At 38.8% G+C, this 16,359-nt stretch carries 13 protein-coding genes; 9 read left to right on the forward strand and 4 right to left on the reverse strand.

All coding sequences use genetic code 11. From position 1 onward, the window contains the following. The first annotated feature begins 97 nt into the window (after positions 1–97). The 7 genes from KSO91_RS04065 (at position 98) to KSO91_RS04095 (ending at position 8,384) form a co-directional block, all read left to right on the forward strand. The gene (locus KSO91_RS04065) at positions 98–1,264 is read left to right on the forward strand and encodes a nucleotide sugar dehydrogenase (RefSeq protein WP_238741589.1); all 1,167 of its coding nucleotides are present in this window, start codon (positions 98–100) and stop codon (positions 1,262–1,264) included. 260 nt (positions 1,265–1,524) lie between these two features. Then, entirely contained in the window at positions 1,525–2,925 is a 1,401-nt protein-coding gene (locus tag KSO91_RS04070) for an undecaprenyl-phosphate glucose phosphotransferase (RefSeq protein WP_238741591.1), read from the forward strand. A 92-nt stretch (positions 2,926–3,017) separates the two neighbouring features. After that, positions 3,018–4,211 (forward strand): outer membrane beta-barrel protein, encoded by a 1,194-nt coding sequence (locus KSO91_RS04075; RefSeq protein WP_238741594.1) that lies wholly within the window; start codon positions 3,018–3,020, stop codon positions 4,209–4,211. Beyond that, on the forward strand, positions 4,208–4,732 hold the full coding sequence (locus tag KSO91_RS04080; RefSeq protein ID WP_238741596.1) for a polysaccharide biosynthesis/export family protein: 525 nt from the start codon (positions 4,208–4,210) through the stop codon (positions 4,730–4,732). The genes KSO91_RS04075 and KSO91_RS04080 overlap by 4 nt, the downstream gene beginning before the upstream one ends. A 15-nt stretch (positions 4,733–4,747) precedes the next feature. Further along, positions 4,748–6,955 (forward strand): GumC family protein, encoded by a 2,208-nt coding sequence (locus KSO91_RS04085; RefSeq protein WP_238741597.1) that lies wholly within the window; start codon positions 4,748–4,750, stop codon positions 6,953–6,955. 5 nt (positions 6,956–6,960) lie between these two features. Further along, positions 6,961–7,710 (forward strand): tyrosine-protein phosphatase, encoded by a 750-nt coding sequence (locus tag KSO91_RS04090; protein ID WP_238741598.1) that lies wholly within the window; start codon positions 6,961–6,963, stop codon positions 7,708–7,710. Next, complete coding sequence (locus KSO91_RS04095; RefSeq protein WP_238741599.1) at positions 7,707–8,384, forward strand: VpsP family polysaccharide biosynthesis protein; 678 nt, start codon at positions 7,707–7,709, stop codon at positions 8,382–8,384. The genes KSO91_RS04090 and KSO91_RS04095 overlap by 4 nt, the downstream gene beginning before the upstream one ends. A 142-nt stretch (positions 8,385–8,526) precedes the next feature. On the opposite strand, the gene rsmF is transcribed toward KSO91_RS04095, so the two are convergent. From rsmF to KSO91_RS04115, 4 genes are all read right to left on the reverse strand, one after another. Beyond that, the gene (gene rsmF / locus KSO91_RS04100; protein WP_238741600.1) at positions 8,527–9,972 is read right to left on the reverse strand and encodes a 16S rRNA (cytosine(1407)-C(5))-methyltransferase RsmF; all 1,446 of its coding nucleotides are present in this window, start codon (positions 9,970–9,972) and stop codon (positions 8,527–8,529) included. A 64-nt stretch (positions 9,973–10,036) separates the two neighbouring features. After that, positions 10,037–12,703, reverse strand: coding sequence for an MlaD family protein (locus KSO91_RS04105; protein ID WP_238741602.1), 2,667 nt, complete (start codon positions 12,701–12,703; stop codon positions 10,037–10,039). Then, the gene (locus tag KSO91_RS04110) at positions 12,696–13,325 is read right to left on the reverse strand and encodes a paraquat-inducible protein A (RefSeq protein ID WP_238741604.1); all 630 of its coding nucleotides are present in this window, start codon (positions 13,323–13,325) and stop codon (positions 12,696–12,698) included. The genes KSO91_RS04105 and KSO91_RS04110 overlap by 8 nt, the downstream gene beginning before the upstream one ends. Next, complete coding sequence (locus KSO91_RS04115) at positions 13,318–13,911, reverse strand: paraquat-inducible protein A (RefSeq protein WP_238741606.1); 594 nt, start codon at positions 13,909–13,911, stop codon at positions 13,318–13,320. The genes KSO91_RS04110 and KSO91_RS04115 overlap by 8 nt, the downstream gene beginning before the upstream one ends. A 135-nt stretch (positions 13,912–14,046) precedes the next feature. On the opposite strand from KSO91_RS04115, the gene KSO91_RS04120 reads away from it, so the two are divergent. Further along, positions 14,047–14,307 carry a YebG family protein gene (locus tag KSO91_RS04120; RefSeq protein ID WP_238741607.1) on the forward strand — a complete coding sequence of 87 codons (261 nt, stop codon included), beginning with the start codon at positions 14,047–14,049 and terminating at the stop codon, positions 14,305–14,307. 141 nt (positions 14,308–14,448) lie between these two features. Next, complete coding sequence (thrS, locus tag KSO91_RS04125; RefSeq protein ID WP_238741608.1) at positions 14,449–16,356, forward strand: threonine--tRNA ligase; 1,908 nt, start codon at positions 14,449–14,451, stop codon at positions 16,354–16,356. The last annotated feature ends 3 nt before the right edge of the window (positions 16,357–16,359 follow it).

Raw genomic sequence — 16,359 nt, forward strand, 5'->3', positions numbered from 1 at the left:
GTGTTATAGAATGTATTTTATTATAGAATGTATTTTATTATAGAGTTTTTATTTTTAAGTGTGGTTATTTGAGTTAAACGTATAAAAAGGATTTATTTTGAAAATTGCAATTGCAGGTACAGGTTATGTCGGTCTTTCAAATGCTGTTTTATTAGCGCAGCATAATGAGGTGATCGCAGTTGATCTTATTGAAGAAAAAATCAGGTTAATTAATAATAAGAAATCTCCAATTTCTGACGCTGAAATTGAAGATTTCTTAGTCAATAAAGCATTAAATTTAAAAGCTACATTAGATGCTAATGAAGCTTATCAAGATGCTGATTTTGTCATTATTGCCACACCGACTGATTATGATCCTAAAACGAATTATTTTAATACTGGTTCGGTAGAAAGTGTAATTAAGACTGTCATGGCCATTAACCCTACTGCGGTGATGGTCATTAAATCCACCGTACCTGTGGGTTATACCAAACGTATTGCGGAAGAGTTAAACTGCTCAAACATTATGTTTTCTCCGGAATTTCTACGTGAGGGGCGGGCACTTTACGATAATTTGCATCCTTCTCGTATCATTGTTGGTGAGCGCTCTGAAAGAGCTAAAGTATTCGCTAATTTACTTGCGCAAGGCGCAATAAAAGAAAATATCGATATTTTATTCACCGACTCAACCGAGGCTGAGGCGGTTAAGCTGTTTTCAAATACTTACCTTGCAATGCGTGTTGCTTACTTTAATGAACTCGACTCTTATGCTGAATCGCATGGCTTAAATGCGCAGCAAATTATTAATGGTGTTGGTTTAGATCCTCGTATTGGTGCGCATTATAACAACCCATCCTTTGGTTATGGGGGGTATTGTTTACCAAAAGATACCAAGCAGTTACGTGCCAACTATCAAGATGTACCGAACTGTTTAATTAATGCCATTGTCGATTCCAATACCATGCGTAAAGATCATATTGCTAATGCCATTTTGGCACGACAACCAAAGGTCGTCGGTATTCATAGGCTTATTATGAAAGCGGGATCAGATAACTTTCGTGCATCTTCTATTCAAGGGATTATGAAACGCATAAAAGCCAAAGGAATAGAGGTCGTTATTTATGAACCTGAAATGCAAGAAGATGATTTTTTTAACTCCAGAGTAATAAAAGATCTTGCCGAATTTAAAAGCATATCTGATGTGATTGTTGCTAACCGCATGGTTGAAGATATTACCGATGTAATAGACAAAGTGTATACTCGCGATCTTTTTGGCAGTGACTAAGTCGGTATTGCTCCTCGTGTTAATCTCTGTGTTGATCAGTTCGGTATTGAACATGGAGATTTTCGTTGCTTAGCAAGATGGTTTTAATATTTTTAATTTGAATATAATTTTTACTACCAACTCAATTTAATATTTATCTAAAAAATGAATTAAGCACAGTGAGTTAGTCAAGTGTTTGTAAAAATGTAATGATTGTTAGTTTATAATGGATTTGCTAGTATCATCAAAAAAAAATGATTTAAATCATTTCAAGGACTTGAATGACAACTAAAACTTACGTGAAGGACAGTCTTAACCCATATTCTGCCTTGTACCGCTTAATTGATCTTATGCTAATACAATTAATTTTGATTATTTGTATCTATTCACACGCCATTGTACTAACAGATACTTACCTATTAGTGGGGGCAATTGCAGCCTTATCTTTCTTCTTATTTGCAGAAACAATGCAATTATATCGCTCATGGCGAACAGGCCTTTCATCTCGACTCGCTTTATGTACTTTTATTTGTTGGGTGGGCGCAGTTTTTATTGTGGTTGTTTTTTTATTCTTTAGTAAAAACAGCACAGATCTCTCTCGCTTAGTCATCGGTGCCTGGTTCGTTAGTTCTGCTTTTGTTTTAATTACTTGGCGTATGACATTTCGTTTCTTTTTATTCAGCCGCCGTCGCCGAGGCTTTAACACTCGGAAAGTCGCCATAATTGGCTTGTCCTCATCGGGGGTTCGTTTAGCTAATGAGTTTGATAAGCATCCTGAAACTGGTTTTACGCTGGAAGCTTTTTTTGATGACAGAGAAGCTCAACGTTTAGCCCCTGAATTTCGTAATAAACTTAATGGTAGTGTAGAGGAAGGTGTTAAGTTAGCTAAAGCTGGCTATTTTGATGTTGTCTATATTGCTTTACCCTTAGCCGCTCAAAAGCGTATCGAAGGCATTTTACATTTTTTAGGAGACACAACGGTAGATGTTCATTTAGTGCCTGATTTTTTTACATTTAATTTAATGAATGCACGGTTATCATATGTTGGTGAGACACAAACGATTAGCGTTTATGAATCACCAATGAGTGGACTTTCCTACTTAGCTAAACGAATCGAAGATGTCATTGGAGCAATCTTGATTTTATCTGTAATTGTACTCCCGATGCTGGTTATCGCTTTGCTAATAAAACTGGATTCGCCAGGGCCTGTTTTGTTTAAGCAAAAGCGTTACGGCTTATCTGGGAAATCAATCAATGTATGGAAATTCCGCTCAATGACAGTTGCCGATAATGGTGATGTTGTAAAGCAAGCAACTCAAGGTGATGCCCGTATCACTAAGATAGGGGCTTTTTTACGAAGAACCTCATTAGATGAATTCCCGCAATTTTTAAATGTATTGCAAGGGCAAATGTCGATTGTTGGCCCAAGACCCCATGCGGTTGCTCATAATGAAGAATATCGGGCATTAGTGGACTTCTATATGTTACGCCATAAAGTGAAACCTGGTATTACTGGCTGGGCTCAGATTAACGGCTGGCGCGGTGAAACTGATACCCTTGATAAAATGAAAAAACGCATTGAATTTGATCTTCAATACATCCGTCATTGGTCGGTTTTGTTTGATCTGAAAATTGTTTTTTTAACTCTGTTCAAGGGATTCGTCCATAAAAATGCCTATTAGATACGTTGTTCAATAAAGGTTAGAGGCATTTCTACTGGATTTATGTTCAAGTGAATGGACTCGTTGTTTTTTGAGATTTAGAGGACTGATTAATGAAATTAATATCCATAGCTTCTGTTGCAATATTTGCCTCGACTAATGTACAAGCAGAAATTTTTTCCCCTGCCCCTGTTAATGTGACTAATGGCTTTGCGATTATTCCGCAGCTTGAATCATCTGTCAGGTACGACGATAATATTTATAACAGTGAACAAGATGCACTTTCTTCGACAATCTACGTGATTAAACCTTCGTTCAAGTTTGGTACGGATGACGGTATTAACCGTTATGGCGGTCAATACACACTAGAGTCGGGAACTTATTCTCGTAATAGTGATGATAATTATGTTGATCATAATTTGGCTTTTTTGGCGCATACCGAATTTACCAATAAACACCGCTTAGATTTTAAAGCGGGTTTCAGAAACACGCATGAAGCACGTGGTACGCATTTAACAGAATTAAATCCAGCAGGTTCTGCTGAACCACTTAAATTTAATACTTATTTAACCAGTGCTTATTATCAATATGGTTCGCAATTTGCCAAAATGCGTGTAGGTGCTGGCATTGCTTTTGATACTTTAAAATATCAAAACTCCAATGCTGCCGACACAACAAAATACAGTGATTTTTCTGCGCTGCGTTTGTTGATTGACAGTGACTATCAAATTGCCACTATTACCTACTTAACCACAGAATTAAACCGTGCTGATATTACATACGCTCATAAAGCTCCAACAGAAGCGAGCCGAGATAATATCGATACTCGTTTCCTTGCTGGCCTGCGTTGGGAAGGGTTAGCTAAAACAACGGGCCGAGTGAAGGTGGGTTACCAATTTAAAAAATTTGCTGATTCCGGACGTGAAAAATTTTCAGGTAGTAACGTTGATTTTAGTGTTGCATGGCAACCACTATTACGATCAACTTTTGAGTTGCACTTAACGCGTGCCGGTGAGGATTCTGACACTATCGGCGATTACGTTGATATCCTCGGAAGCGCTTTAAGTTGGAAGCATAATTGGACCGACAGAATTCATTCAAATGCAGTAGTAAGTTACAGCACTGTTGATTATGCGTCAGTAACACGCGAAGATGATGTTGTGAATATGGCCGTTGTAATCAATTACGAGTTTACACGTTGGTTAAAAGTGACTGCAGGTTATGAGTTTACCAATAAAAATTCTAATGTTACGGACATTAGCTATGATAAAAACCTTGCTAACTTAGGTATTGTGATCGCTTTATGATAAAAAATATTACGCTTTTATTTTTGTTGATTTGCAGTCTTTCAACTCAAGCCGCGCTGCAGAATAATTATATTCTCGATGCCGGAGATGAAATTAAAATCCTTGTCTATGATGAACCAGATTTAACGGTAGAACTTATCATTAACGATGATGGATTTATAAATTTCCCTTTAGTTGGTGCTATCTCAGTAACAGGAAAAACGCCTTCTCAAGTTCAGGAAATAATTCATGATGGTTTGTTAGGTGATTACCTGCTCAGACCTTCTGTACAGGTTGATGTTGTTAGTTACCGCCCATTTTATATTCATGGAGAAGTAAAAAAGCCAGGCGCGTACTCTTATCAGCCCGGTATGACTGTTGATCAGGCAGTTGCATTAGCGGGTGGTCTGACTGAGCGAGCCTCAACTGATAAGATATTTATCAAAAAATCTATCAGCAATAAAATTGTTAATAAAAAGGTTAAGTTAACTTCAGACATTTCTGCGGGTGATACTATTACCATTGACCAAAGCTTTTTTTAGTAACGGATTAAATATATGCAGTTAGAAAAAAACAATTTTTTGCAACAGCAAGAGCAAATTGTAGACTTGAAAGCTTATTGGAACATTGTAATGAGAGCAAAATGGAAAATACTCGGTTTTTCATTTTTTACTACATTACTGGTGGCTATTTTCGTTGCTGGTATGATACCTGTCTATCGCGCTACGGCTTCGCTATTGATGAAAGCAGACCAAGACAGAGCTGTTTCAATTGATGCTGTTTATTCTTTAGATACTTCTCGTAAAGAATATTTTTTAACCCAGTTTGAAATTTTAAAATCGCGTGTGGTAAGCGAACAAGTGATTGATAAACTTAAATTGGCTAATAATCCTGAATTTTTACCAGAAGAAAATAACAGTGTGCTTACGCAATTTAAATCTTACATTAAAGATTTATTGCCCATTAATTCACAACGTACACATGCTGATGATGAATTTGATGCGCGTAGAGGGAAAGTTAAATTAATCGAGGCATTCCAAAGTCGCCTTTCCATTGAGCCGGTCCGTATGACCCAGTTAGTCGCGGTTTCTTTTGAAGCCACGGATCCAAAGTTGGCCGCGCTTGTGGCTAATACTGTGGGGGATGTCTATATTACTCTGGAGATGTCAGCACAACTTGATAGCACCCAAAAAGCGACGTTATGGGTAAAAGGACGCTTAGAGGAACTCCGTAAAAATTTAGAAAAATCAATAGATGAACAACAGGCTTATCGTATTAAAGAAAATTTAATTGATATCGAGTCAAAAGGTGTACGCAGTATTGCAAGTGATGAATTAGAGAGTTTAACGAATAGTTACTTAGCGGCTAAACAGAAACGTTTTGCAGCTGAAACTATTTCACTTTTTGTCAGTAAATTAAAAGATGGCGATATCGATTCGTTATTGAGCCTCCCTGAAATTAGCAATCACCCGCTTATCAAAGATATTAAACGTATAGAAATTGAATCTGAAAAACGAGTCTCTGAATTGAGTTTTCGTTATGGTAAAAAGCATCCTAAGTTGGTCTCTGCAAAAGCTGAATTAGCAGCTGTACAAAAAAACTTAAAACAGCAAGTTACAAAGTTAATGCGTGGAATAGCTAAAGAGCTAACAGCAGCAAAAGACAATGAACGGCGTGTACGGCAAGCTTTAAATAATGAGAAATCAAAATTCCAGCTAATTACCAATCAAGAGCAGGGCTATTTAAAATTACAGCGGGAAGTCGAAGCAAACCGCAATTTATATAAGACCTTTCTACAGCGTTATAAAGAGATGGATATTACTATCGATCTAGAGGTGCAGCAGGCACGTATCCTCGACAAGGCTGAAGTGCCGCTTTTCCCCGCTAAACCCAAGAAAAAGTTAATCGTATTGCTGGCTTTCATCGCCTCGTTTGGTTTTGCGATTGTATTGACATTTGTGTTGAACTCATTGAATGATAGCTTTAGAAGCGCTGCAGAAGTTGAATCCAAATTAGGTTTGCGCTTATTAGGCCTGATACCTCTGGTTAAACTTAAACGTAAGCAAGTCCTACCTTTGCATTTATTCTTTGATAGTACTTACAAAGGTTTTTCTGAGGCGATACGGACATTACGCACTGGATTTGTATTATCGCATATTGATAATAACCATAAAGTGGTGGTGGTAACTTCATCTGTTCCTGGTGAAGGTAAAACAACCACCGCAATAAATATTGCTTTTGCTATGGCACAAATGGAAAAAACGCTGCTAATTGAAGCGGATATGCGACGTCCCAGTTTTACTAAAGTTTTTTCGTTGGCACCTTATCAAAATGGTTTGTCGAATGTTATTTCCGGCCGAGAGACATTGGCGAGTTGTATCATCCACGATGAAATATCGGGTTTGAATATTTTATCCGCAGGCTTTATTCCACCCAACCCACTGGAATTATTAGCGTCGAAAAAATTCGTTACTTTGTTAGATGAACTTAAACAGCAATATGAACGGATTATTATAGATTCGGCCCCAACTCAGGCGGTTAGTGATGTGCTGCATATTTCTAAGAACGCAGATTCGGTTATTTATGTTGTTCGTTCTGAGTCAACTAAACAAGCTGTTGCTAAAAAAGGGATTGAACGCTTGCTAGAAGTGGGAGCTAAAATTGATGGTATCGTGCTTAATCGTGTCAATATTAAAACCGCAAACAAAGATGCCGGTTATGCTGGATACTATGATTATTATGGCTATGACCAAGATAAGGCTTAGTGGTAATGATTGATTTGCATAGTCATATATTAGCGGGTATTGATGATGGCGCTTCTTGTTTAGCGGATTCAATAGCACTAATCAATCAATCTATTGCAACGGGGGTTAGTAAAATCATTGCCACACCCCATATTCACTTCGGCACTTTCGATAATAACCTGCACACTATAGAGCAAGTTTTTAACCCGCTGTGTCAGGAGATACAAAAAGCCATGATGACAGTGGATATTGCATTTGCTGCAGAAGTGCGTATTTGTCCTGAAATTATGCTGCTTGTTAAAAACAATAAAATTCCTTTTCTCGGTAAGGTTAACGAAAAAAACGCATTGTTACTTGAGTTTCCCCACAGTCATATTATTCCTGGCAGTGAGAAGCTAACGGCTTGGTTATTAGCAAACAACATCCAACCTATTATTGCGCACCCAGAGCGCAACCGTGATTTATGGCTGCATCCTACTCTCATTAATGATTTTGTTAAGCAGGGCTGCTTGCTGCAGATCACCGCCGCATCCTTGCTGGGTGATTTTGGTGAACGTTCAGAGCAACTGGCGTGGCAGTTTTTAGATTTAGATATAGTACATCTGATTGCGTCTGATATGCATAATATAAAACGTCGCCCTAATCGAATGGCGGACGCCTTTCGGCTTGTCGCTGAAAGGTTTGGTGAGCCACTCGCAAATAAGCTTTGCTGTGATAATGCAGCTCTTATCTTTGCAACCAACAATACCGTTCAATCATTTAAAGGTCCGCAGTGAAAGTTTTAATGGTCAGGTATCTGCTAATTACTTTGGCTGTTGTTGTCGGCTTTTTTGCGGTGAAATATGCGCTAGCGAATTTACATTATTTAAAAGTAGATGCCTACCTAACTCGATGGCAGCAATCAAAAGATTTAACACGGGAAGAGTTAAATGATGCATTAATGGCAAGTAATTCAATGTTAAATTTACATGGGCATCACCCTCATTACTTAAACGTCGCTGCTAAGGTATATGAATGGCAAGCTTTCAAGTATCAACAAGATTTAACTGTCTACCAAAGTAGTCTTCAACAAGCCTTACGTCTTTATCAACAAGCAACCATTTCACGTGAACAGTGGCCACTAACTTGGGCCTCCATGGCGAATGTAAAATCTAAAATGGGTCTTCTAGATAACGATTTTTATATTTATCTCGATAAAGCGATTACTTATGGCCCCTATATGCAGGAAGTTAATTTGCAAGTTGCTAAGCTCTTTTTGACGCATTGGGGAAGGATGCAACAGGGAACGACTAAAATCGGACTAGAGCAGATTAGGCGCGCTCTATTAAACAATAAAGCACGCTATGATTTATTAAAGTACGCCACATCCATAGAAAAGCAAAATATTGTCTGCACCGTGGGTCGATTAAACAAAATTGATTGGGTCGCAAAACAATGGGCATGTAAATAAAACACTACGCAATGCCGAGTCGACAAATATAAACTTAAACCTGCTGTAAGCAGGAAACGCATAATCTTCGAATATATTGATGCCCAATACAAACTTTATGAGGCAAAGAATAAAATAATGACTCTTAGCAACGTCAAAGATATTAAACCTTAAACAACTTACCATCGTGGGTTAAGTTGCGAGGTAAGTTGTTTTTAATGCGATTGTTAAGGGCCTTACCTAGTCCGATGGTATGGCCGCGATAGCTCACAAAAATCTCACCCACTGCGCCTTTACAATCCACACCATAGATGTCCTTACCCTGATAAAAGTCATTAGCTTGTTCTGACGTTAATGTTATGTAGTTTGTTTGACTATTATTGCTAAAACAACGTGTAAATTCATGTGTTGTTTTAAAACCACTTTTACATCCTTTACCAAACTCTTCAGCAATCTTGATCCCTAAGCGTGAGAATCGTAACTCATGGATAAAAGGCTTGATCGGCTCGGGAAAAAGCCAAAATTCCTGATCACGTTGATACAACATTCCTTCAATATCGGTGATAGCAAACTGTTTGGCAAAGTATTCATACAGAGCTTGCTCTTTTTGCCTCGTTGGCCGGACAAATGGAAATTTCCCTAACCTTTTTTTAGCTGGTTCAACGTGACTTTCTTTAGTTTTTTTAATCGCAGCGACAAAGAAACCCTCACTATCATAAACCTGTGGCCAAATATGCAGAAATCCTTCTTTTGTACGGGTTTTATCGGCTTCTGGGAAAAGATTGTTGAGATCTAGAAATTGTATATGGTCAGGAAATTTATTTTTCAAAAAATGGCAGATGTCCTGATTTTCTTCATGGCTTAAGGTACAAGTCGAATAGATTAAAATACCGTCTTTTTTTAATGCATGAAAGGCACTCAAAATTAAATCTCGTTGCGTTGCTGCAATGTCATCGATTGCAGTTTGACTCCAATTTTTCATTGCATATTTATCTTTACGTACAGTCCCTTCGCCCGAGCAGGGGGCATCGAGTAAAATGGCGTCGAAGCTATTCGCTAGCCACTGCCCAAATACGCGCGCGTCAAAATGGCTTAAAGCTACATTTTTAATACCACAACGCTGAATGTTTGCATGTAACATTTTAAGACGGCTCGATGAAAATTCATTGGCGATAATCAGCCCTTGATTACCCATTTTAGCGGCTATTTGCGTGGTTTTGGAACCAGGGGCAGCGGCTGCATCGAGCACTATTGCTTGTGCTGAGCTATCAAAAAAGTGGAACAGGGCTGAAACGGGCAGCATAGAGCTGGCCTCTTGGAGATAACAAAGTCCGGCTAAGTGCTCCGCGCTATTGCCAAGTTGCGTGTTTTCATTGTTTGTCGTTATCCAAAAACCCTCTGCACACCAAGGAATAGGCATTAACGTCCAACCTTGCTCACTGGCTCTGTGTTTGAAATCGGTTACGGATATTTTTAATGTGTTGACTCGGATTGCGCGACGCAGTGGGCGATGACTGAACCTTATTAGATCTTCAATATCAAGGTTTTCTGGCAATATGGTTTTCATTTTTTCGATAAAACCTTGCGGTAAAAGGGTGTTGCTAAGCATTGCTAATCCTTAAAAAAACGCACTCTGACAAAGGGCGCGTTAAAATGTGTTTTAATTCTAAAATTTACGGTTGCGGTATCGCTAGCTTCCATTCAAGCCATCGTTCGCGCATCTCTTTTTTGACTGTAAAGCGGTTGCTGCTGTCTGCTCTTGGCTGTAAAGGTTGGTCATCGGGGGTACTCATACTGATCCCACCCTTAATGAGGGAGGTAAGCGAGGTCGATGTCAAACTTGCACCGGTGATACCTATATCGAGGTTAAAGCCTGATGCGGGCCAAAAAATAGAGTTTTTCCTTATGAGATGGGCATACTCAGGGTAAATATTAATACTAATTTCAACACCTGATGCATCGCTAGCCAGTTGTTTACCAGCGACTTCTCCGATCTTAATTTGGCGATGATAAACAGGGCTATTGATCTCCGTAGAGCCGGCATTATCGGCTAACAGAATAAGTGATAAGCCGATATCTTTTATTGCAATAATCGGCTTATGGCTTGCGCCTGTAAATTTATTTTTCGGTTCTCCGTTACCGGGTAATACATCAAGATAAACACCGGTCACTAGCGTGGAAAGATTTTTTGCACCGTTTAAAGATAACTCACTACGCACGATCCAAAAACGACTCCCTTCTCTTGCGACCTGCTCGGCAAATTGCGGTTGTAGTTGAGCAACGGCTTGTACTTTATTATCACGGGTTAAACTCAATGCGCTTATTTCGCCAATAACTAAGCCTTGCAATCTTAATTTTCCACCCACTTGTAAGTCATACGCTTGGTCGAATGAAATTTTGATGGTCTGTGTTGGTTGAACGGCCTGCTGGTAGCTATCAAAAAGCTTATATGAACCATTTTTATATCTATTGTTCACATTATTATCTGCAAAGTCGACTGCAATGCCTCCGTTAGCAACAGATAGTAGGGATTCAGAATCAATCTTTATGCCGGACAGGCTAGCGTTAATGTGAAAACCACTAATATTCCAGAAAATACTATTGTTGCTAATCAGGTGTTTATATTGCCCTTTGATATTAAGTGTCGTGCGAATTAAACTTGAATCATCAATAGTAAACGCTGCGACTTCGCCTATAGGAAGCTTATGATAATAAACGGGGGCGCCTTCACTCAGCGAAGGCAGTTGCTTACTTAGCAGTGCAACGCTTAATGTTTTGCTGAAAACATCTTCACCCAATTTTGCCAGCGCTTTTGAGGGATAGAGCCTAAAAGAGTGACTATCATCGATGTGCTTAGTAAGGGCTGACTTTTTAATCGGATGTGGGTTATACAAGCCGATTCCACCAGAAACAATATTTTCAAGTGGTGAAGTTTGCAGGTTAATACCTTTTAGTGACGCGCTAAAATTGACCCCGTTGAGTGTATAAAAGCGGCTGTTTTTATTAATAACATATTGATACTGATGGTCGATATTAACCATGACATCGACAAACCGGCCACTCTGAGAAAAATTTACTTGTCCTATTTTACCTATTTTAATACCTTGATAAGAAAGAGGCGCTCCGGCACTAAGCCCCGTAGCATCTTCTGTCAATAATATTAAAGAGAGGGACTGAGCTGCGGGGATTTGCATTTCCTGCACGGAAAAACGAGTCGATTTTTTCTTTTTTCCTAGCACTGGTGCAGGTGAAAAAGCGATGTAATCCCCACTGATAATATTACTTAAATTGCTTATTTTAGAAAACGTAATGGATGTTTTTTCTAGCCAGAATTGTGCACCTTCTGTGACCAACTCACTAAATTGAGGGTTGATAACGGCACTTGCCACAAACTGTTTTTTTGCTATAGAATATTGAATATCAGTGATACGACCGATGCCAAGTCCTTTAAATATAATTCCGGCGCCTTTCGGCAGATTAGTGATATTGGTTAAGCCCAGCTCAATCTCCAGCCCCATTTCTGTTTTGTCGAGACTTTCAAATAATTCAAATTCTGCAGCGGCGCTGATTGCTTTTCCATCTTGTGGCGAACTAAAGGTAATGCCACCTGCAATTAGCGAACTGAGACTATCAAGTTTGAAATCAATACCCTGCAAAGATATGTTGGCGTTCAACCCACTGATATTCCAAAACTTGCTGTTATCTTTAATTAAATGACTGTATTTTTTTTCAATAAAGACTTTTATATTAACGTATCGACCCTTATTTCCAAGGCGTACCTGCGCTACTTCACCCACTTGTATTTTTTTGAAAAAAAGAGGTGTCCCGACACTAATAGAGTCGGCGGTAGCGCTTCTTAAGTTGATTAATAATGCATTATCCGGAATGCTAATAGGTTGTTCAGCAAGGGCATTAAATAGCGTGGCACGATCCCCACCTCCGGGTTGTAAGTTAATATAACTGCCAGAGAATAACGTGTCTAAACCTGATATAGAGGTCAGGCTGGCCTTTGGTGAAACAAGCCAAAATGTCGTTTTTTGGCGTAGCATAAAAGTCGCATGGGACTCGATTTCTGCAATAATATTGATGCCTTCGGCGGAGTCTAATTGAATTTTTTTGACGGTGCCAACAATCACTCCCTTATAACGAATTTTAGTTTTATCAACAATAATACTGTCAGCATTGTCAAAGTGTATCTGTATCTCTACATTGGCATGGGTAATATGTTGAAAGACTATCCATGCGCCAAGCAACGCGGCGATAAAAGGTAGAAACCAAATGGGGGAAATGGAATGTTTTTTTTGTATTTTTGCTTGCTTCTTTATTAATTGGTTATTCATCTGTTTGAGCATCCCAAATTAGACGTGTATCAAAGCTATTAGCGGCGGATAGGGTGGCGATGACCACGAGTGTAAACGAAGTGGCGGCCAGACCCGGGTAAATAGATAGCAGGTGGCCCTTATCAAAAACGGCAACCATAATTGAAATAACAAAGAGATCCAGTACCGACCATTTACCAATCCAATCGATTAAATAAAACGCAATAAGTTGCTTTTTGGGATCTAAATTCCATTCATTTTGTACAGAAAAAGCAATAACAGCAAGCGCTATTATTTTCAAAAGGGGCACAACGATTGAAGCCACAAAAACAATCAATGCAATCCCCGGCATACCACTGTCGACAAGACTTAATATACCCGAAAAAATAGTGTCAGGATAAAGCGTGCTATTTTTCAATAAATAAGTGATAGGGTATAAATTGGCTGGGATTATAAAAATAATGGCGGTTATTAATAACGCCCATGTTTTTTGTAAACTGTTTTTTTTTCGCAGCGAGATCTTATTCAAACAGGTAGGGCAATGAGTTGGATCTGTTATCTGCTCGCTGTAATGACTACACACTTTACAAAGTTGCAGTCCTTGGGAAAGACCCGTTTTACCTACAACTACGTTTTTATTCATTCAGATATTTTTCCCAATAAAGTTGGTTACTGTAATTACTGATAATTATTAGATCGAGTAGCAACAGCGTAATAAAAAAATAAAAACCGATACCAAAGTACAGATCGGCGTAATTCATTATTTTAAAAACAGCAACCATCAGGCTGACCATGTAAACCTCAAGCATTGACCAGCGTTTAAGAAAACCTGTACTTTTTAAAATATCAGGCAAATAGCGAGGGTGGTAATTAAAAGTAAAGCAGGCGCTGCTGAGTGCGATACTACTTATGAGTAACGTCGGTGCAATCACCGCACAGAATAATACCATAAAGGCAACAACAGGCGCGCTATCTACCATCATTAGGGCGCCCTGTAATAAGTTTGTCTCTTCAGTGATGCCGAGCAGATGAATAGAAATTAAAGGAAAATAAAAAGCGGGGATAATAATAATTAGGGCAGCTATACACAAGGCAAGTAAACCTGCAGGATCGAAGCAACTTTTTTTATATATAACACTGTTACAGCGAGTGCATTTTGCTTCATATCCAGTGGGCATATTCGGGGTATGTGAAACCATATCACAATGGCGGCATATGAGTGTTTTCATTGTTTTAATTCATGTGTATAAGTCATAACTACAGACGATAGCAAATTTCAACAAAATTTGCATTTTTGCTGCAAGTGTTTTACTGTATAAAAAAACATGTTGTATTTAACTAAATCTTAGTTTTGAGAGGCCGCCGTGGCAGTAATCATAAAATATATTGTAGAAAGAAAAGGTGTTGAAAAAATGACCTTTACGAGTAAAAAAGAAGCTGATGCCTATGACAAAATGCTCGATAGCGCAGATCAGTTAGCCGCGTTTTTAGGTGCGAGCTCAGTAACGCTTGATGATCAGCAATTAGAAGAGTTAGGTTTATATTTGGCAAGTAATAAAGAAGTGCTGCAAGGTATATTGAAGGGCAATGAATTTAATGCCATTCATCATTCCGATGAAGCATAAACTCCCGATAACTTAATCTTGAACTTATAATCAATAAATTGTCGCTTTTCATGCGCAACTTATTGCTTTAAAATGCGTGCTCTGTTTATAGATTAATACAAATGCTTTTTGGTTGGAAGCATCACTGTGAGGAAAAATCGCATGCCAATTATCACTCTACCCGACGGTAATCAACGTCAATTTGAAAACACCACCTCCATTATGGAAATTGCAGCAGATATCGGGCCCGGTCTTGCTAAAGCTTGTATCGCCGGTCGCGTTAATGGCCAATTAGTTGATGCTTGCGATCCCATTGAAGATGACGCGCTCGTTTCTATTGTCACGGCAAAAGATGAGGAAGGGTTAGAAATACTGCGTCATTCATGTGCGCATCTTTTAGGCCATGCCATTAAACAATTATATCCGAAAGCTAAAATGGCTATTGGTCCTACTATCGATAATGGCTTCTACTACGATATTGATGTTGATGTCGCTATTAATGATGATCAACTTGCTAAGATTGAAAAACGCATGAATGAGTTAGTGAAAACTAATTACAAGGTCATTAAAAAGAAAGTCTCTGTAGAAGAAGCTAAAGCTGTCTTCGCTGAACGTGGAGAAGACTATAAATTAGAAATTATTGCAGGTATACATCCTGACGATCGTCCTGGCTTATATTACCATGAAGAATATGTTGATATGTGTCGTGGACCGCATGTGCCTATGATGAAGTTCAGTCAGTATTTTAAGCTAATGAAAGTGGCGGGAGCCTATTGGCGTGGCAATTCTGATAACAAAATGCTGCAGCGTATCTATGGAACCGCATGGGCTGATAAAAAACAGCTTCAGGCTTACTTAAAACGCCTTGAAGAAGCCGCAAAGCGTGATCATCGCAAAATTGGCAAGCAGTTAGATCTCTACCATATGCAAGAAGAAGCGCCGGGTATGGTTTTCTGGCATGATAACGGTTGGACAATATACCGTGAATTAGAAAACTACATGCGCGGACTTCTTCAAAAATATGATTATCAAGAAGTTAAAGCGCCACAAATTTTAGATCGTGCACTTTGGGAAAAATCAGGGCATTGGGGTAAGTACAAAGATAATATGTTCTGCACCCATTCAGAAAGTCGTGATTATGCTATTAAGCCGATGAACTGCCCTGGTCATATTCAAATTTTTAATCAGGGATTGAAATCATACCGTGAATTACCGCTGCGTATGGCCGAGTTTGGAGCTTGTCACCGTAATGAACCGTCAGGTTCATTACATGGTTTAATGCGTGTCCGTAGCTTTACGCAAGATGATGCGCATATATTCTGTACTGAAGAACAGATCCTTGAAGAAGTTTCGACTTGTATTCGCATTCTTTTTGAATGTTATAAAACATTTGGTTTTGAAGATATTGTGGTTAAACTTTCAACGCGTCCCGAACAGCGTGTCGGTGATGACGCAACATGGGATAAATCTGAAAAGGCATTAGCAGACGCATTAACGGCGAATGATATTAAATATGATTTGCTACCTGGTGAAGGTGCTTTTTATGGCCCTAAAATTGAATTTACTTTATATGATTGTTTGGGTCGTGCTTGGCAATGTGGTACTATCCAACTCGATTATTCAATGCCAGGTCGTTTAGATGCTTCATTTATTGGTGAAGACAACGAACGTCATACTCCTGTTATGATTCACCGTGCAATTTTAGGTTCACTTGAGCGCTTTATCGGTATTCTAACTGAAGAATATGCAGGTGTTTTTCCTACTTGGTTATCACCTCAACAGGTTGTTGTTATGAATATTACTGACAAACAAGCTGATTTTGTCGAAGAAGTTGTAAATAAATTGAAAAAATCGGGTGTTAGAGCGATTTCGGACTTGAGAAATGAGAAGATAGGCTTTAAAATCCGCGAACATACATTAAAACGTATTCCCTATTTACTTGTTGTCGGCGATCAAGAAGTCGCAGCAAATGAAGTGGCAGTAAGAACACGCAAAGGTGATGATTTAGGTAAGTTCAATGTCGATGACTTTGTAGCTCACGTGAAAGAAGAAATCATCACTCGTCATTAATTT

It is taken from the genome of Psychromonas antarctica (assembly GCF_022267535.1).
Classification (GTDB): Bacteria; Pseudomonadota; Gammaproteobacteria; order Enterobacterales; family Psychromonadaceae; genus Psychromonas; species Psychromonas antarctica.